Here is a 19,372-nt window from a genome sequence, read left to right as displayed (position 1 = left end):
CTGTTACCCCAATCCGTTCCACCGACAACCAGAGGACTCCCCATGGAACAACAGACAAAGACGTCTGGCCGCGCACTGGGCGCGGCACTCAAACCCCGCCAGCTCACCATGATGGGGCTCGGAAGCGCCATCGGCGCGGGCCTGTTCATCGGCTCCGGCGCGGGCATCCAGGCTGCCGGCCCGGCCGTGCTGATCTCCTACCTCGTGGCCGGCACCCTCATCATCCTGGTGATGTGGGCACTGGGCGAGATGGCCGCCGCCAACCCGGACAGCGGTGCCTTCTCCGTCTACACCGCCAAGGCCTATGGGCCGGTGGCCGGTGCCACGGTGGGCTGGCTCTGGTGGCTGCAGCTCGTGGTGGTCATCGCGGCCGAAGCGCTCGGTGCGGCAGGCCTGCTGGCCACCATCTTCCCGGCCCTGCCGGTGTGGCTGATGGCCTTCGTGTTCATCGTGGTGCTCACCGCCGTGAACCTCACCAGCGTGAAGAACTTCGGCGAGTTCGAGTTCTGGTTTGCGCTCCTGAAGGTGGCGGCAATCGTCGGGTTCCTCCTGGTGGGCGCTGCGCTGCTCTTCGGCTGGCTGCCGGGCGTCCCGTCGCCGGGCCTGTCCAACTTCACCGGAGCCGGCTTCGCGCCCAGCGGCTTCGCCGGGATTGCTACTGCACTCTTCGTGGTGGCCTTCGCGTTCGGCGGCACCGAGATTGTTTCCGTGGCGGCAGCTGAGACCGCCGAGCCTGCCCGCAGCGTGAAGAAGGCGGTCCGCACGGTGCTGTGGCGCATCCTGGTCTTCTACATCGGTGCCATCTTCGTGATCGCAGCGGTGGTTCCGGTCGGTTCGGCGGGGTTGAAGAGCCCGTTCGCCGCGGTGCTGGATGCGGCCGGAATGCCCGGCGCAGCCACCGCCATCACCCTGGTGGCCGTCGCGGCACTGCTCTCGGCCCTCAACGCCAACCTCTATGGTGCGTCACGGATGGCGTACTCCCTCGCGGAGCGGGGCGAAGCACCGCGCATGCTCGCCTCGGTGTCCACTGCCCGTGTCCCGGTGGTGGCAGTCCTGGCCAGCGTCGCCTTTGGCGTTGTCACGGTTGTGCTGGAGCTGGCCTTCCCCGAAATGGTCCTTCCCGTCCTGCTCAACATCGTGGGTTCGACCTGCCTGCTGGTGTGGACGTCCGCGCTCCTCGCCCAGCTCGCGCTGCGCCTCCGCGCCGACCGCGACGGGACGGAGCTTCCCCTGCGGATGCCCGGCTTCCCATGGCTCACGGTGTTTGGTCTGGTCATCCTCGCCGCGATCTTCACGGTGGGCTTCATCGGCGAGGATTCCCGTCCCCAGCTTCTGAGCACGTTCGCGCTCGTGGCGCTTCTGGCGGTGGCGAACTGGATGCACCACCGGAACGGGAAGGTTGCGCCGGTTGTTGAGGCTTCGGATGGTGCCAAGCAGCCAGTGCTTGTCGACTGAACAGATGGGCCACCCGAAGGGCGCGTCCGGCTTTGGCCGGGCGCGCCTCTTTGCAACTAGTGCCTGGTAGCCGGACTGATTGCCACGAATTCCGGCCTGCCGTACTTCGACATACCGCGCGCGCCTGTGTCTCGTTGCGCGAGAAGCGAGGGCCTCGCATGCGTGGCCACGGCTGGCACTGGGCTCGGCGTCATGGAGACGATCAAGCGCCACAAGGTGGACTACGGAAACGCCGCCCACTTCCCGGAATTCAGCACGACACCGCGCCGTTGCCTCGGTCGGGGCTGCTACCTGTGCGACGGACGAGGTGCGCTATACATGCATCTGGCGTTCCTGGCGAGAGATAAGCGCGCTAGCGCCGATCCGAATGCCGTGGCCGTGGTGTGGAACGACTTCCGCAATGTTGGATATCTCTCCGAATGGCAGGCGACAAGCTCACGCATATCTTGAACGAAGTCGAGTCCCTCCAGGTTGCTGGTCGGGTGGACGGTTCGCGACTATGGCGGACTTGCCAGCTCCGACGGTGCTCAGGAAGGCGCTTCACGGCGTGTTTCATTAAGCAATCGAAAATCAGCACTGAGAACCACGTGTTGCGTAACTTGACAGTTGCAAAGCAGGCGTGTCACAGTTACATCTAGATGCACAACCGCATCCTAGGCAACCAGCCCTCGGGGCCAGTTGCGACTAAACGGCCACCGGCCTTTTCTAAGGAACTAAATTGACTACTGCATCAGTAACGCCCGCTGAGGCGTTCAGCACTTTTGGAACTCCGCTTCGGGGGCGTGACATTGCGCTCCTCGGAGTCTTGGACCCCTACAACGAAGCATCAGCGGCCATGACGCCAGCGGCGATGAAGAGGCTGTTTTTCATTAGCAACTTCGAAGACACCGACCCGGAGTCCCCGGCTCTCGACCGCCATGGATACCAGCGCCAACCGATGAGTGAACGGATTCCCAAAATCCGGGACTACTACCTGAAGCGCGAACCCGCCACGCGGACAACCCCCATCATCCTGTCGGTCCGCCTTAAGGGTGAATCGGCAATCGATCGCTTTCTTGAGCTCTTCGCGGCTGGCGACATTGACCGGATTCTGAGTGAGTTTGATGAGCCCGTGCTATCCGTTGTGGACGGGCAGCACCGCTACCTTGGCTTGGTCCAGGCATGGGAAAAGGATTCGTCGTTCTGCCCGTTGGTGCCGGTGAGCCTGTACTTCGGTTTGGACTTCAACCAGGAAGCGACGTTCTTTGACGTCATCAATACAGAGCAGAAAAAGCTTCCGAAAGCGCTGATCGAAATCACCAAAGCGGACGCAGTGGAGTTGGGCTTCACCACCCACGCGCAGCGCATTCGCCTCATTGCCACCATGCTCGCGCGGCATGAAGACTCAGTGTGGCATGGGCAGGTCAATCTGACGGGGGCGCGTGACCCCAACAAGCCCGTGACATTCGAGGGTCTGCGCCGCTCCTCCGCATCGATGTTTCCTAGTGAGCTGCTGGGAAGGCTTGAGGCGGCTGACAGGGATGTTGATGAAGTGGCGCGTACGTACTGGGGCCTGGTAGCCGAGGCCTGCGCTGAGGCTTGGACCGGAGAGACTCGCGTTCGCCTTAACGAAGACGGGGAAGAAATTGAATATGCCCCTAAGTACCGCATCAAAGAGCTTGTCGGTGTTGCATCGCTGGCGAAGCTTGGCAAGGACATCATCAGCAGCGCGCTGGAAGCCCCCAATTTTGAGGAGCGCATGAGGAGTCTCGTTAGCTCTCTCGGGGCAGTGGACTGGGAAAAGGTCAACCTTGAGAACAATGAGCGGAACCCGTGGATGGCGTCACAGGCTGGATTCGCTGGCCAGGCTGATCTGTACAAAACGCTTTACAGCTGGGTGTACTCACACAAGAAGCCGCAAGTCCAATAACCGTAAGTAGATCTTTAAGAGGCCAGGAGCAATGTGCTCCTGGCCTCTTTGCGTGTAGCTGCCATTTTGTCCTGCATTTCAATTTATCTCGGGCTTCCGAGGATGTGCTCTCTCTGGGCGCCCCTATCGAGTCACTACCACACTGCTCCGAACGAAGGTGTTTCCGGTCGCCGTCGTTAATCCGGCCAGCCTGTAAGCGTCATGCGCTTTCTTTGCCCAGGACGGGGAGCGTCGGTGCCTTGGTTACTGGATCACCTGGGACAGCTAGGCGCCATCTGCCGCCGTCGATCTCCGCGCCGGCTCCGAATTCCCCGGCTTCCATGGGGGCTAAACGGTGACTCACGAAGGTCCCCACTCGCGGGGACGGCAGCCCGAGTGCGGCCGCGATCGCAGGCTGAGGATGATAGGGCCCCAGAATGACGATCCCCTCGTTCCTTAGCTGTTCTCGAGCCTCACGGACCCGCTTCGAGGAGTCGATCTGCTGTGCGACCGTTTCCACGGCCGAATGTTGCACAAGCTCACCTTGTAAATGACGGAACAACATGTTGACGGCTTTCTGGCCCGAGGATTGACTTACGGCCGCCATAGCCGTCTTGGGGTGTTTAGCAAGTACGTTGGCCGGTAGGGGACAACCGTTGAATACCCATAAAATCTGGTCAATCCCAACCTGCGACAATCGGGGGCGTCCGCGGTCCATCGATGCCACTCCTCGAGAGTCAGGGCCGGGGCGAAGGATCCCAAGGCTGAACCGTGAGGTTTCCTCGTTGGCCCATATCACTAAGTAGGGCACTTCTCGTTGCTCTGGAACGGGACGGTCCAGTGTCCAGCCGTCGAGCTTCTCACTCCAGGTACAGGCAACATCGGATCCTGCGATCTCGAGCGAGGTAGTGATGCCGTCGTCGAGATTGAGCACCCGTTGAAGCCAGATCTCGATAAGTGGTCCAACGTGGGCTGATTCTGCTTTCGTTAGCTGAGTCAAATCCCAGCGTCCTGTCCGCCGACCGTCATAGGCTTGGTCGAGGGCATTTCGTATGGCACGCCCGCACCGGCCCCCCGCCGGGTCGGCCGTTTGAATTGAGTCCTTTATTTGGTGGATTTCCGGGTCCTGTACTGAACTAGGTGGAACAGCAGCAGTCCGGCGGGGACGCGCCTTCAGCGCCGGTTCCGGACGTTTGCCCGGGTCCGGAGAAGAGGGCCGGGCCCTTTGTGGCCTCCGGGATCCAGCCGCTTCTTTCGTGCTCTCTTGTTCTTCTGTGGCCCATTGCGGGTCGCTGAAAAGAGTGAACGGATCATCAAAGGCGTTAGCAGTCATCGTCCGTTACCTTACATGGATCGGAAATGCTCGGTCTGAATAAGATATATGTCGTTCAGGCGCGTGGTGCCCCGTTGTGGGTGCCCTTTCCGGGCCCCTAATCAGCGTTGTCGGAGACACTAGCGTCCTATATGAGACCCTAAGCAGCTCAACCTCCGATGTTCGCCCGGGCATCCATCAGGACTGTGCGGAAAAAGCCGGGCACGGACTCATCACCCACCAGAAGCTTACGATCCAAATATATGTTGTTGCGCTCGCAGGAGGTTTCGGAGGTAAGGCTGCATGCGTGGCAGGCCGCCAGGTTCAGGCTGTTCATACCTTGTCCTCGGCTCTCGGCGCATACGGGGTTGTTGGAGCACCGGTCTGCGTCCTCTACCGCACCCAGGAGCAGTCGGGAGAAGTACCGGGCCTCGCCCAAACGGACAAGGCCACCGAGGGTGCCCTGGGCGTCCCCACTGCTGGTGTAGATCAACAAACCGCCCTGCGGGTCCGGGCCGTCGTTCGAAGCGTAAATACGTTCGGACAGGGACGACGCGGAGTACCCGCTTTGGAACTCCAATCGGCGCATCAACAGGTGTGCCAGGGTGTGCAAAAGCACGTAGCGTGGGTGGAGATCGGAGATGACAACTCTCCGGTTCGCAAGCTTCGCCCCTCGATCAATCCAATGCCGTGTCCGCCGCTGGACTGAGGGGTCGGCCTCCCAGGTGCGCAGGGCCTCTTCGTTGAAGCGTAGGAAAATTCCTTCGCCGAACTGTTCGATGGCCGGGTACCACTTGAGGCCGTCGATACTTCCGAGATCCACACGGGTGAAGTCCTCCTGCTCGTAGCGGCGGAAACCCCGCAGGGCTCGTACCTCCCGCAGTCGACGGACCAGCCCGACGTCCGAGACCAGCCCGGCCAGGGCCGGCAGTACGCCTGGTTCTCGGGGGTAGTCGGAAGGTTGCACGTCGAAGTCCGGATTCGTCACATCCGCGTCCCCGGCCAGGACCCTGTCGAACGCCGCCCATTCTCCTGAGTGGAGGTTGCTCTGCAGATGTGAGGTGTCTGAGGCGGGGTCGGTCGTCAATAGTCGGCGGACCATGTGCTCTGGGGCTCCCGTCTGGGTTGCTATGAGCGGAATCGCAAGATCGAATAGCGGGCCCTGCTGCTGACCGAAGACGCCCTTGAACATGTCGTTCTGGAGAACGCTGTTACGCAGGGCCTGTGTAGCCGATTCCACTTCCGGGATGTCGATCGCCGAGGCTGTTTCTGCCTGGTAGACGCTGGTGGACCCGCGTTGAACGACCCGCAGTTCACTGGTGCACTCCTTGGTGGTGTCCTGCGGCTCCCACGGCTGCAGGCCCCAGCACTTGTACCCTTCCTCGGCTAAAGACGTCTCCCGACCCAGCGACCCGAGGTTCCTCGACGAGTCACAGGAGCGACATATGACTCGCAGCGAGCGCAGTCCTTCGCCTGCTCCCGGGGTGGTCCGCAGTTCCAGGTGCCCGAAGTCCCTGCACTGGTGTTGTTCGTCGTTTGAGGACTGGAAATGGGACCACCGCCGCCAATCGACGTCCTGAACGTGGCCTCCGGCTTTGCAGACGGCGATGAAGCGCATCGGGACCATCGGTCCTGAGCACCGGGAGCAGTTGTTGGTACTGGCGCCGTTCTTGTGATGGACCCGGTCGGACATCAGGGTACAGTCCTGGCAGAAACGCCATTTCGGGAAGCGTCGGTAGGGCAGGGCGAAGCTCGGGTTGCGGCTAAATTCTCCTGCGGTCGGCGGGCGACGCAGCTGTAGGACCCCCAATGCCCGTTCCAGCGGCGGGCAGGACAAGGGCTCACAAGTCTTCTCGTTCCACGTGGCTGTGTCCATGCCGATGAACGATTCGCTCTTGATGTCGACGATGGCTCCAACCCCAAACGGGTATATGGTCTCCTGCAGTCTGAGCTGACGAATCTGCGGTGTGTGGTTCTGCCCTGTCGTGGCTTTGGGACTCATGCCTTCTCCCCGATGATCTTCATGTTGATGTTCAAATCGACGCTACGCATGGAGTTCATGACCGCCCATCCTTCTCGGTCCTCGTCGAAGGCGCGCATCAGAGCTGGCTCGTCGTGTTGCGCCCGTAGGGGCTGGTACCGCAGCGTCGATACTCCGGTATCGGGGTCCGGTGAGGTGCGAATGCGCCATTGGTCGATTAACCGGTCGAGATGCTCTTCTGTGGCTTGGTACTCGTCGGGGTCCGAACGTTGCACGACCTCCAGAATTGTCTCCCGGACGTTACGCACCACGTTGGAATCGGCTCGGAAGAGTACTGCCTGGGAGTCTTCGCGCCATGAGCTCAGGTGCCTAACCATGGTCACCAAGACCGCTGCCAAGGAGCGGTGCCTAGACGCGGTGGACCATGGGGTCACACTGGTCGGTTCCACACTGCGGTAGAGCGCCTGGTGATAGCCGAGGAACGATTCGTAGTGGGAGCGATCGCGGGGGCGGGTCGCGCGGTACAGCGTTACGATGACACCCGGCACGTCGCCGCGTCCGACGCGACTGGTGGCCTGAATGTACTCCGAGGTGGTCTTGGGTTGACCGTTCATGAGCATAAGGGCCAGCCGTGGGACGTCGATACCGACCGAGAGCATGTTCGTGCAGGCGACAACGTCCACAGCGTCACCTTCGTCGACGCCGCGTCCGAGTCGTTGTAGGGCCTTGGGAAGGTCCTCGGCATCCACACGGCTGGTCAGCTCCACCATCCCGTCACCACGGATCTGACGTGTGCAACCTTCGGGTCCACGCCGGGTGGCGAGCATACTGTTTACGTCGTCGCGGATGAGGGTGACGGTCCGCCCGAGTTCGCGCAGGCTGTTGTGGTAGGCCACGGTCGTCCAGTATGCGTCGGTGCCCCTGACATCTTGGGGTCCTTGTGCGGCTCGGGCGGGTGCTTCGAGCATGGCGACCATCGCACGCACCACGGAGGTGGATTGAGTGAAGGCCTGAGGCATGAGCCCGATGTAAATCCTGCCCGGGGCCTTGGGGTCCTCTGTGGGGCGGGCGAAGTAGCTGTCTTCCTCGTTGAGCCCTGAGGGCGGGAAAAGTTGGACCTCCCGGGCCATGAGGCCCTTGACCTGGTCATCGGCGGAACGGATTGTCGCGGTGGAAGCGACGATTTTCGGGCGCCCGCCGACTTCCCCGATGATGCCCAGGACGGCAGCGTCATAGATCGCGACCGTGGTGCCGAGGGGGCCGGAGAGTAGATGCATCTCGTCCTGGAGGATAAGCGACGGCGGTTCGTTCGCCCCGGCGCCAGCGCCGAGGAGGACCCCCGCCTCCTGCTTGAAGGGGAGTCGCGCGAACTTGTCGACGGTCGCCAACAGGATGGTGGGCGGGTACTTGTAGATCCTCTCGTCGACGACCTCGACGGGAAGCCGGTCGTGGAAGCGGCAGGTTCGGTTCGGGCAGCGGAGCCAGATGTCTCCGGCCGAGTGGGCGGCCCCATAGGCCTCGGCGTTCTCGGATCTGGTCGCAGGCATCATGCGGTGCCCACACCAGGGGCATTCGGTGAGCTGGAACGGGTTGTCGGGGATTTCCTTTCGCCGGGTGGCCTCCAAGCGGTTAATCGCCTCTTTCTGCGTGCCGGGGGTGGTGGTGTTACCGACCCAAAGGCCAATGGTGAACGGCGCCATACCCTGGGCAAGTGGATCGGTCACCCTGAGGCGTTCCATGGCGCACACGAGTGTCGCGGCGCGTTGGAATTGTTGTGTCGTGAGCAGGCGCAAAGAGTAGCGGGTGATGACGGCCGTACCGCCACCCCTGATACCGTGCTCGATACGGCGCCGGAAGATCTCAAAGGCCGCCAACCCGAGGTAGGCCTCGGTCTTGCCTCCACCGGTGGGGAACCAGATCAGGTCCACGATGTCGCGGTCCGGGTGGTCGGCAACCGCGGTGCTGGTGAGGGCGACGAGGATGAACCCCAACTGGAACGGCCGCCACGTCGGTTCGCCCCGCGGTGTGTGCTCCTCAGCCCCGGTGGCTTTAGGGCGATTCGATTGAAGCATCTGCTCGTGCATGGCGGCCATGGCCAGACGGAAGGCATCCCTGGCGCTTGAGGATTCCTCGAGCAGGGTGATGCCTTCGTGCATGCGCTCAACGGCGTCGCTCTGTCGGTCGGTGATCCGACCGGCCGCCGGACGGTGGTGGTCGGGGAGCCCTTGTGCTTGGTCCTGTTGTTCCTGGGTCCAGTGTCGGTAGTCGTCGACGAAGGCCCGAAGTTCGGTTAGGACGTTTGCGGTGTCGTCCTGGATCCAGGTAAGACGGCCCAGGCGTAAGATGTCGGCGGTACTCTTCTTGGCCTCGACGGTCGGGACGGTGTAGCGCGGTAATGGGTCCAGGGACACGGAGGCGCACCCGCCGGTGTCGTCGTGATCCCAGCGCACGGAGCTGCCGTGGCCGACTGCGAAGACCTGGCGGTGTCGGTAACGTACCGCCAGTTCTTCTTGTTCTGAATCCAGTCGGAGGTCTTCGACCGACCGGTAGGGCAGGATCCGGCCCCCGACGGAGCGCACGGTCATACCGACCTGGTATAGGGCGTCCTCGGTGTGGAGTTGTCCTACTCCTTCGTCGTTCTTCGGGGCTTCGCGTGTGTTCCTGATGGCCACAGTGACCAGGGAACTGTTCTGGCCGAAGGGTCGGCATCGTACGTCTAGGGCCACCCGCCCGTCCCCGGGGCCCCCCGAGACGGTTCCTTGCTCCCAGCGGATGCCGGCGAGGTGGTGGCCGTGGCGCCGCCAGGCGGTGTGGGTGTCGGTCCTCTCCTCGGTGTAGGTGGCGTATCCCAGGTCGATGTCCACGGCGTCTCCGTCGTGGATGAACGACAGAGCGCTGGAGGAGGGCTGGTAGGCGTTCGCCATGTCAATGGAGAGTTCCTCGGTGCCGTCGGTGCCGTCCTCGGCAGTGGTTGCCTCCCCAGCGAGTTGTACCTCCTCCTCGTCCTCGGTTCCGGTGCCGATGCCGACGGGATAGAGGACTCCGACGAGGTACGTGGCGTTCGGTTTGTTCCTGAGCAGTTCCTCCGGTCCGTCGATCGGGCCGAGATAGTGCTTTTCGAGGTGCTCGACGACGCGTTGTTGGCGTCCGAGGGTTTCATGCATTGTGGGCACCGGTCTTTCCTACTTGCTGCTGGAGGTACTGGAGCGCGTTCCGTCCCATAATCTGGTAGGCGCCGGGGGAGCTGATGACGTAGAGGGAGTACCTGGGGCGGGTCATCGCGACGTAGGAGCCAGCCCTACCCCTGGTTGTGTCTAGGTCCTCGACGTCCACGACGATGACGTGTTCGCGTTCGAGTCCTTTGATGTCGGCTGCGGTGACTACCTCGTAGGACTGGTTGCCAACGGTGTAGTTGGCTGGCATTCGGCCCTCAACGGTAAGGATCGACGTTGAGGGGTCGGTGGCGGCGCTGATGATGGTGATCTTCCTCCGGGCGACACCTTTGTCCCGGAGGGCGGTCAGGCGCCCGTCCAGGAGACGTTGGGCCTCGTCAGGGGTCCGGGCCTGCACGATCGACGCATCCGGTCCTTCTCCGATGCGTGGGCTTCCGAGGTCCACGCCGAGATGGGACTGTACCGAGGTTACGACGGTGCGGGCGTTCCTGACGTTCCTGGTCAGGTCGACGATGATCGCACCGGCCTGGATCTCCTGGTATACGCCTTCGTCGAACACCCCGCTGAGGTGGGTCTGGTTGTTGGGGTCCAGGAATATCCACCACCTGCCCTCCTGCAACCCGCCGCGCAGTGACTCGGAAAGCCGGCTCATGTCCTCCAGATTCAGTAGGTCCTGGGCTTCGTCGACGACGACGACGTCGAAGACAGGGGTGTCGGGGATTGCATCGAAGGCCACCACCTGGACAGGACTGTCGTCCAGCAGCTTCGAGGCGAACTTGATGATGCCGGGTGAGCCGCAGATGAAGGCCACCGAGCTGCCGCCTGCCACCGCTCGTCGTGCTGCTTCGATCGCGACGACGGTTTTGCCCGTCCCGGCCCCGCCCAGGACCAGGACCCGTCTGTTGCGTTCGAAGGCCCGCATGGCGTCGACTTGTTCGTCCGTCATGGTGACGATGTTCTGGTCGATGAGCATCTCGGTGTCCGGGACGGTGCGCATGGCGTCGACCTCGCGGCGCAGGTGGGTCATGACCCTTGAGAGGTTCCCCATTGGTCGCAGAGCCTGGCGTCTGGGGTGCTCCGGGTCATCCGGTGGTGTGCGGGCCAAGCGGGCCAGCGCGTCTAGGCTGCCTTCCAGACCTGCCGGGGTCATCCTGTCCAATCCGATATGTTGTTGTGGGATCCATTCCGTGTCCGGGGGCAGGTTTTGGTCGGGAGTCACCACGGCGTAGGCGAACGGCCACCCGCCCTCGTCGGTGTGCTTGGTGAGGATGTCCAGGAGGGCGAACGCGGCGTCCTTGGCCTGCACCCAGGGGCTGCGTCGTAGGGGATGGTGGGTGTCTTGGCGGTCTATGGAGTACCAGACGCCGTCCTCGGTCCGTCCAATCCGCCCTCCTTTCACCTCCAGGACGAGGATCGCCCCCTTCCACAGGACCACGAAGTCCGCCTCGCCCATCACCTGTTTGCGGTGCGTTGGGAGGTGGACCGAGTGGTACGCTACGCCGTCATCGGAGCGGATCGCCGTAAGGTGTTCGGCGACCCTGCGTTCGGCAAGGCTTTGGGCGTCGATGTACTCGGTCGGTGGGATCAACCTCATGAGACTTCAACTCCCCAGTACTGAGTGAATCCTCGGTATGCCAAGTCCACGTCGACGTTCTCGATGGTGTCCTCGAGGTTCACCACCAGACACCGTTCGGATCCACGGTTTTTTGGTCCGCGTAGTCCACGACCGACCATCTGCACGTACTGGCTCTCGCTCAACGTAGGTCGGGCGACGTAGAGGGCTCGGATCTGCGGCGCGTCAAAGCCTTGCGTCAACAGGTCACAGTTGACGAGGACCTGGAGGGACCCGCGCTTGAAATCGGAGATTACCTTCGAGCGTTCTCCACGAGAGCTCCGGCCGCTCACCGACGACGCTTGGACGCCCTCGCTCTTCAAGATCGTTGCCAGGACTTGGGCCGAGAGAACCGAGGGCATGAACACCAGGACCTGCCAGTCCTCGGGTAATGCCAGGATGTGCTTGACGATACCCTTGGTCCGCTCCCGGTCCGCACCCACCTTGTCCAACGTGTCCTGGGAAAGGTTATTGCGATTCCTCTCCGAATCATCAAGGGTCAGCCGGGCACCCGGAAGGACCTGATGATCGATTTGTGCTAAAACCTCGCGATCCTGGAGTTCTTTTATCGGATCGGGGCCCAACGTCTGCACGAGGTTGTTACCGAACCGTCTTGCCAGCAAAGCAGTCGCTTCGGCGTTCCTTCCTCGGTAAGGAGTGGCCGACAGGCCGATCAGAGGGCGCTCACGGTTCCCGAGATCCACCCCCAGACGTTGGAAGAGCCTCCTGTACGTCTTGTTGTCCGCCGCCCGATGTGCCTCGTCAACGATCACGGCGACCGGAGCATAGATCCAGTCGTAAGAATCATCGTCGATGTGCTCGTAAAGCATCGCGTCGGTCGCCACGACGACGCTCAACTCCAACTCGGGTGCCTGAGGCCGGTGCGTCCCGAAGAACCGGTTAATGCTCAACGACCTCTCGTCGGAGAGTTCCCGCCACACCTCGCTCCACGTCGTGATCGCCTGCTCACACAGCTCCTCGGACTGAGCGATCCACAACACAGGACCGACAGCCGCGAAATCGTTGTTCAAGAACGCCATGACCAACGACTCCACAGCCACCCGGGTCTTCCCCGCACCTGTCGGCAACTCTAACAAAGCCTTATCGGCGTGGCCGGGATTTGATCGCAGACAGAACCGCAGCTGCTGCAAAGCTTCTTTCTGATAATCGTGCAACGCACCTAGGCCCGGCTTACCCATTACGGTCTCCGTCGCCGGTCGGGATGGTTTGGACCTCCCCGCGAAATCCGGGGTGAACCCCAAGTCCGTGACGAATCGACGCGCTGGCCCCAACCCACCCCACTTCTCAGGAGGCGTCAACCCCAAGGCCCTCAACTCATCCGTGATATAGCTCAAACTGTCGGTACCGTACGAATCGAGGAACAGCCGCGCCATGTCCTGTGCTCGCACGTCGGTCCCCATCGCAACGAGGGTCCCCGTCAGACCATCCGGGAGCTTCGCATCCAGCTGCTGCGGCGACGCCAACACCTTCAACCGGTCCACGTTCGATACCGCGGCACGACACCGTTCTCGCACCTCATTCGCATCAGCAGCAGCGAGCTCTTGCACCACACCGTCGATATCCGAGGCACTGAGCCCCAGACCGACTTCCTGATTGATCCAGGTCAATAGGTCATGTACACCCCTCCGGTCGGAAGGATCGCCGGTCACGTAAATCGTCCCGTCATGAAACACTCGCCCCAGAAGCTGCTCCTGAGCACCGGTCGGCGTCATTTGACGCGCCACGATCCCAGCGCACTCCGTGATCGTGAGCCGTCGATCCTTCCGGTCCAACAAACCCTGCAACGTCGGCACACAGTCCGTGAGCAACACCGCCTCGGCCGGCTGCTGCGCGATTACCTCGAGCCGGATGGCGCTTGCGGCATCCTGAAAGTCCGCATGCTCGAAGAGGACGTCGCGGAGGGTCTCGTCTTCGACGAAGATGTAAGGGTTCTTCGATCGCCGCAGGACGTTGACCTGCTCTTGATCGGATGCAATGAAGATCTGCCGTGCCGGGACCAGATCGATCACTTGGTCCCGTACGGCCGGGACCTCACCTGTCCACTGCTGTTCTCCGCGGATCCTCGGTAGGACCGCGGACAGGAAGGCCAGAAGAGAAGTGGTCAGTGCACCAGTCGCCTGCATGCCCTGGCCTGCTCTCATACCCTCCACGAGGATGTCGATGTCGACGTCCTCAATGGATTCAGGCAACGGGAGGATCCCGAAGTGTGAGTTCTTGGGTAGAGGAACCCAGGGGAACAACGTTTGCAGGACAGGTGACACCACGCGTGCTGCGGGTACGACGGCCCCGAACAAGGTTTCCGCCAGTCCCCACCTTCGCACAGCCCACAGGTGCGGGGCTGTCACTGAGAAGGTCTCTGACCCATCAGGGCTGTGCAGGGTCCACTCTCGGGTCGCATTCACCCTGAGCAGGGCTTCGGTGAGCTTCACGAGGTCATCGGTCAGGCCGGAGCCAGAGTCGGACAGGTTATGAAGCAGACCTATGGGCCCTGCGCCTCGTTCCTCCGCGAAATACCACTCCTGGGGCGCGGAATCCCTGTCCTCGACCTGCGCTTTCCGAACCTCGTCCACCGCCCAGGCACGATACTGCTCGAACTCGGGTTCCTCGATCACCGGGTACCGGGCCGAGAAACCCGTCACAATCCCCAGGACCTTGACGACGTCCTCGGTGGCGAAATTAGTCGCCAGTACACGATCCGGCCAGGGAAGGTTTACGGCAGGGCTTTGAAGCGCGAAGACTTCCTCACTATCACGCCAGGTCGAAGCCTTCGTCCTGACCTTGACGATGTTGCCCTCACGCCGCCACTGCTCCAACTGCAGCACAAACCGGCGCGGCTCCAGATTCAGCGATAGGTCCCACAAGTCCTCCCACTGACCATCCGTCGACTCAAGCCCCATAGTCGAGAGCGTCGACGCGAAAACGAGCTCCGCATCCAACGTCTTGAACCCGAACTGCCCTAGGACCCTGCGGCAGACCGCACTCGCGACGATGTCATCCACCACCAGTTCATACCCTGACACCTCGGCGCCGCCCTCAGGAGGTAGATGAACCTGTCCATGCTCCTTGAGAGCAACCCGCCGACCTCTGTCCGTGGGCACGATTCGAGCGGAGGCCACGATTCCACGAATGGTGTCCGAGCCGATACCCGAAACGATCTCCAAGGCCGTCCGCGAGTATCTCACGTCGTCGACGTCGCCGAGCATGTTCAACCACTTTGACGCGTCGAGCTCATTGCTGGACGCGGGAAGATCTCTTTGCAGAAGGGCCCGGGCATCAGCGAACGCTCTACGATGAATGTCCCGCAGTCGAACACGGATAGCCCCGCTTCTCTCATCCTCATAACACGACACATGCGGCACATTCTCAGGAGTATGAGGAGCAGCAGCCCATTCGGCCATTGCCCTCGCTGGGAGAACGACAGCATAGTCCAAGGCGATGATTTCGGATCCGTGGCGTAGCTGGCCCATGGAGTCGGGGATAAGAGCCGCTCCCGAAGCCTTGCGGTGGATGTGTGAGATCAGGGCTTTATCCGCTGGGGAGTAGGATTCCTGCGGTCGGCTGGGGAGGTAGCGAAGATGCCCCGCGGGTTGTTCCTGTGTCCGGAGGTTCGGCAGGGAATCGACAAACAGTTGAGCCAGCGTTTCGAAAATCTCGGCGTTGTACTTCTTCTCGGTCAGAATGTGACTGCGATCCTCACTGAGCGCCCAAGGGGCGTTGAAGATCCCTACGGCGGAGGTCCGTTCGGAGAGTGGGAAGTTGGCCCAGAACTCGCCTTCTTTACCCTGCGCGTCCAGGGGCATAGCGCAGGTGACGCGGATTGATTTCCGGGCGATTGCATCGTCGACTTCTCGTCGTGCCGCCAATGACGGTTGGTGCTCTCTCTTGAAAATAGCCCATTTCTGGGTACCGAGTCGGGGCCCCGTCAGTTCATAAACTGATTGCCCTGATGATCGGCACAAGTGCTGGACATCCCGCTGGGCACCATCACGTCTTATGCTGATAGACAATTCCTCGACGTGGGGTGTGAAAATCAGAAACTGAGTTTGGAAGCCGAGGAGTTGTTCCTCCAAATCCACGTGCTGCTGTAGCGGAAGACGCACAACCGTGCTTGCCCATTCTGTCAGCTCCCGCAAAATGACGTCGTCGTCGATCGCCTCCACCGCATTCAGGGCCGTGGGCAGGCGGAGTATCGGCAGGTTCTTCTCGGGCGCGCCAACCCCAGCCAGGATCGCAAGAGCTTCCGGTGCCCCGAATTGAAAGCTGACCGAACGACTGAAGACCTGCGGGTTGTCCGTTACGGCGAGGACCGACTTGAAGCCAAGGCCGTAGCGACCGATTTCTTCGCCCCTTTTGTCGCTGAGGTACGCGTGTGTGATCGCATCGATGCCAGCCTGGTGGAACTCCTGACCGTCATTCGCGCAGTAGAGGTAGCGGTCGGTTAGGACGAGCTCGATTTTTCCCGTTCTTCCCGACCTAAGAATCGCATCGGCCGCGTTTTGGACCAGCTCAGTGACTTGGCGACGTGAATAGCCACTTGTGCGGAACGAGTTTTCTTGCCCCACATGCTCCTCGAGCATCTTCGGATCTTCCCTGTAGATCCGCGGTACCACCGAGCGCCACGTCTTCAGGAAATCAAGAAGCACTTGATCTGGTTCGTTCCAAAAAAAATCGTGCGACACTGCTGATTTCCCTCCCCAAATAGACTCCTCGATCCTAACCAGGAAGACAACGCTTCAGGCGCATGATCATCCAAATATGTGCCGTGTGGCGTATTTGTGTACAGCGCTTCGAAGAGCCACCAACGTCGGCCCTTGGTTGGGCTGCGCCGAGTGCGGCAAAACACTAGAAGTCGCCATCAACGAAAGACGCATATTTGCGTGATAACGAGCTCACCACGGCGGGGGCGCTGAACGTTGAGAAGATAGACCGACTAAAGAAGGGGAAACGCCCTCTCGGAATCGGGCAGCCCACTCGACCACACCGATAACCGTCTTGGCTCACACCATCAGTGCGTCGTCGGCATCCGCATTGATATGCGATCCATCTTTGGCTTCATCGTCGATGTCCGTCCATTTTGTTCTAGTCATCAAGTCGAGGAAACCTGCAGGGAGTTCTCGACCTAGCGCTGCCGCTAGAACGTGAGCGGCCAGCCGGGGTGGAATGGCGTTACCAATCTGTTGGGATACGTCTTTACCCGACCACGGGTAGTCGCCTGGAAATGTCTGAAGCCGGCCAGCCTCTGACAATTTAAGGCGATCAAGTTCACCTTCATGTGAAAACAGGCGATTTCGGGAGACTTTTCCAGTAACAGTAAAAGCGGGTTCTTTAGAAGTTCTCCGACCGCGGGCCTTGGGATCGCCGCCAGTCCCATAGTTGGAGACCAACTCGAAAGGCTGCGGTCGGCCCAGCGTTTCGCCCATGCTCCGGTACGGCAGCAACGCCGACTGATCCGTGGATTCCTTCAAAGCTTTCCTTCTGAATTTTTGGTGCGTTGGTGCAGGAAGAAAGGGCATGCCGCACCGGTTCGCGATCAGGATCGCGCGGCGGCGGGTCTGCGGAACCCCGTACTCTTCGGCGTGGAGTATGCCGGTCACCGTTTTATAACCCAGAGGTTCTAGGGCCCTCGCCATGGCCTCCCAGACGGGCAGAACGGCTGGCACCTGCTCCAATACGATCACCTCGTAGGCGTTCCCCGCCTCGTGCGCCTCCAATGCCCATCGCAGTGGCTGCAGCACAAGCCCGGTACGTTCATCATCCAACGTCGCAAGCTCGGTTGTGACGTCCTCCCCATCGGCCATCCGCGCAATGAAAGACAGAACCTGGTCCAGTGCCTTACGACCAGCACCTGCCCCGGCCACGGTGTACGTCTGACACGGAGGCCCCCCGGCGAGGATCGTCGCTTTGGGGAACTCGGCCGGACCGTGTTCCCGTACGTCACCTTGCACGGTTTCCAACCCAGCGGTCCGTCTAGTTGCGCAAGCATTCTCGTCCCACTCGATGCCGGCCACGGACAAACCCAACCAGCGCGCAGCGACGTCTAGGCCACCCGGACCGGCGAAGAGATCCACCATTTGAGCGTCAGAGGGAGTCGGGTGAGCGTCAGAGGGAGTCGGGTCCGATTGCACGAAGGTCATGGGACACGATCTTATCGGTCCGCAGCTCACTAAGAGATTAGTAGCCCCGCTTGCCATTAGATCATCAGCGGAACTTGCCAGGTCCTTGGTCTACTGGCCGCCGCGAGAAAAACAAAGACCGCCCGTTCGGGCGCTCCGCACGTCCTGACCTGACGAGACATGAAGAATCCAAGATTCACTAGCTAGTGAGTGCCGTTGTTTTGTCCAGGACCTCCGGAATCAATGGATGAACCTACGATGCCCTGGCGGACTCATCGGCGCAACTTGGTTCGGTAGTACGCTCAAGCCATGTCAGTGGATCCCGCTCTCTTTGAACTTGCCAAGACTCTTGAATCCGGTCAGCCGTGGCCTCGTCCAGTCTGCCCGAAGTGCCAGACCGGGCATGTCGGGTTTTCGGCGCCCACTGAGCACCCACATTTCATGTCGCCCGAAGAGCAAGAGCATATGGATCCGGAGTGGATTAGTGGCACCTTCACTATTCATGGTCAGTGCGAAAATCCTGAGTGCCAACAAGTAGTCCACGGGACTGGGGACTACTCGGTGGGCGTATCTCAGAAATCTTGGGTCGAAGACGACGAATACTACTCCGTGTACTACACCATCACGCATTTACACCCACCCATACTGATGATGGCGGCACCCAAAGCCGCTACCGATGAGGTCAAACACGCTATAGCGCGTGCATCGCGCGTCCTCTTCGTTGATCCCGGTCTAGCAGCTACTGCTCTGCGAGCTACGGTCGAAGTCTTTCTTACGAGCCAAGATATTGCATCTACTGGAGCGAACGGCGCTTTTAGAAGCGCTCACGACCGAATCAGAGAGTGGGGGGACGCTGATTCAGCCCGCCCTCAGCTTGCTGACCTGTTCTTCGCAGTTAAGTGGTTAGGGAATGCGGGAACGCACGAAGTTTCGGATCTAACCGCGATCCAAGTGTTGGATGGTGCCCGAGTTCTCGATGAAGCATTCCACCGTCTTTTCACGGCTCCCGACATTGATGCCCACGCGAAAGCTCTCAACACAGGTAAAGGGCCTACTGCCAACCCCTGAATCACTGACAAGCGCCCTACCCCACAGGAGACAAGTGGTAGTCCTTTGGTTGCGTATTTATGCGGCATAAGTCTAGGTGTGTCAACGCCTCGGGTGCGAAAACTGGATGGTCGCAGATCTGTGAATATTCCTCGGCAGTTTCCTGGTGGTCCCTCGTCCCGTCATGGTATGACGAACCGGCTCCCCTTCGGTTCGACGTCAGGATGTCGTTGGGCCGTTGTTAGGGTTGTGTCGTAATGTCGGATCGTGAAGACACCTATCCGCCGGCCGTTTGTAAGAGTACGGTCAACAACGATGCCAGAGAATGTAGAACTCCACCCGGAGCTGGTCCCTCACAGGCAAAATTCCCGAGGCTCTTTCCATCACGATCTTCTAGTCGGCCTGTTTTCAGGTTTTACTGTCGCGATCTTGTCTGTGCTCGTTCAGGTGCACTTCGACGACGTGCGGTCCGATAGAGAGGCCCGCCAGGAAAACTTAAGGTATGTGCGGGACCGATCATCAGACCAAATTGTGGATCGGCCATTTCAAGGGATTGATTTGAGGGGAGAGAATCTGAACGGATTGAAGCTCGAAAAGGCTGACCTTGGTGCCGCCGACCTCGCTAAAGTTTCAGCTAACCAAGCCAATTTGAAATCTGCAGGACTGTCGGCGGCAAAACTTCGTAATTCCTTGCTAGCCCCGTGGTTTCATCGGGCGGCCGTTGAAGGGCGTGTTTAAAGGGCGAAAAGGTGCTCTGACAAGGGAAAATA

At 60.8% G+C, this 19,372-nt stretch carries 11 protein-coding genes; 5 read left to right on the top strand and 6 right to left on the bottom strand.

The window, feature by feature from the left end:
- Window positions 1-42: 42 nt before the first annotated feature.
- The 3 genes from PV761_RS10920 to PV761_RS10910 all read left to right on the top strand — a co-directional run bounded on the left by PV761_RS10920 (window position 43) and on the right by PV761_RS10910 (window position 3,364).
- Window positions 43-1,455, top strand: coding sequence for an amino acid permease (locus PV761_RS10920; RefSeq protein ID WP_347896637.1), 1,413 nt, complete (start codon window positions 43-45; stop codon window positions 1,453-1,455).
- A 192-nt stretch (window positions 1,456-1,647) separates the two neighbouring features.
- Complete coding sequence (locus tag PV761_RS10915) at window positions 1,648-1,905, top strand: hypothetical protein (RefSeq protein WP_347896635.1); 258 nt, start codon at window positions 1,648-1,650, stop codon at window positions 1,903-1,905.
- Between the two features lie 268 nt (window positions 1,906-2,173).
- Entirely contained in the window at window positions 2,174-3,364 is a 1,191-nt protein-coding gene (locus PV761_RS10910; protein WP_347896633.1) for a DGQHR domain-containing protein, read from the top strand.
- A 199-nt stretch (window positions 3,365-3,563) separates the two neighbouring features.
- On the opposite strand, the gene PV761_RS10905 is transcribed toward PV761_RS10910, so the two are convergent.
- From PV761_RS10905 to PV761_RS10880, 6 genes are all read right to left on the bottom strand, one after another.
- Window positions 3,564-4,676 carry a NaeI family type II restriction endonuclease gene (locus PV761_RS10905; RefSeq protein ID WP_347896631.1) on the bottom strand — a complete coding sequence of 371 codons (1,113 nt, stop codon included), beginning with the start codon at window positions 4,674-4,676 and terminating at the stop codon, window positions 3,564-3,566.
- Between the two features lie 148 nt (window positions 4,677-4,824).
- On the bottom strand, window positions 4,825-6,657 hold the full coding sequence (locus PV761_RS10900; protein ID WP_347896629.1) for a DUF1998 domain-containing protein: 1,833 nt from the start codon (window positions 6,655-6,657) through the stop codon (window positions 4,825-4,827).
- The gene (locus PV761_RS10895; protein WP_347896627.1) at window positions 6,654-9,800 is read right to left on the bottom strand and encodes a helicase-related protein; all 3,147 of its coding nucleotides are present in this window, start codon (window positions 9,798-9,800) and stop codon (window positions 6,654-6,656) included. Before PV761_RS10895 ends, PV761_RS10900 begins: the two co-directional genes overlap by 4 nt.
- Window positions 9,793-11,403: an NERD domain-containing protein gene (locus tag PV761_RS10890; protein WP_347896625.1), complete on the bottom strand. Its 1,611-nt coding sequence runs from the start codon at window positions 11,401-11,403 to the stop codon at window positions 9,793-9,795. Before PV761_RS10890 ends, PV761_RS10895 begins: the two co-directional genes overlap by 8 nt.
- On the bottom strand, window positions 11,400-16,085 hold the full coding sequence (locus PV761_RS10885; protein WP_347896623.1) for a DEAD/DEAH box helicase family protein: 4,686 nt from the start codon (window positions 16,083-16,085) through the stop codon (window positions 11,400-11,402). Before PV761_RS10885 ends, PV761_RS10890 begins: the two co-directional genes overlap by 4 nt.
- Before the next feature lie 354 nt (window positions 16,086-16,439).
- Entirely contained in the window at window positions 16,440-17,513 is a 1,074-nt protein-coding gene (locus PV761_RS10880; RefSeq protein ID WP_347896621.1) for a DNA cytosine methyltransferase, read from the bottom strand.
- 483 nt (window positions 17,514-17,996) lie between these two features.
- Here PV761_RS10880 and PV761_RS10875 point away from each other — a divergent pair, with 483 nt between their 5' ends.
- Together PV761_RS10875 and PV761_RS10870 are read left to right on the top strand one after the other, a co-directional pair.
- Complete coding sequence (locus PV761_RS10875) at window positions 17,997-18,623, top strand: DUF4145 domain-containing protein (protein WP_347896619.1); 627 nt, start codon at window positions 17,997-17,999, stop codon at window positions 18,621-18,623.
- 246 nt (window positions 18,624-18,869) lie between these two features.
- A complete protein-coding gene (locus PV761_RS10870; RefSeq protein ID WP_347896617.1) occupies window positions 18,870-19,340 on the top strand; it encodes a pentapeptide repeat-containing protein in 471 nt (156 codons plus the stop codon).
- The last annotated feature ends 32 nt before the right edge of the window (window positions 19,341-19,372 follow it).

Origin of the sequence: Arthrobacter sp. CC3 (assembly GCF_039907775.1) — a bacterium.
Taxonomy (GTDB): domain Bacteria; phylum Actinomycetota; class Actinomycetes; order Actinomycetales; family Micrococcaceae; genus Arthrobacter.
Note: the sequence above shows the minus strand (reverse complement) of the source record. Positions and strands in the feature narration are given on the sequence as shown.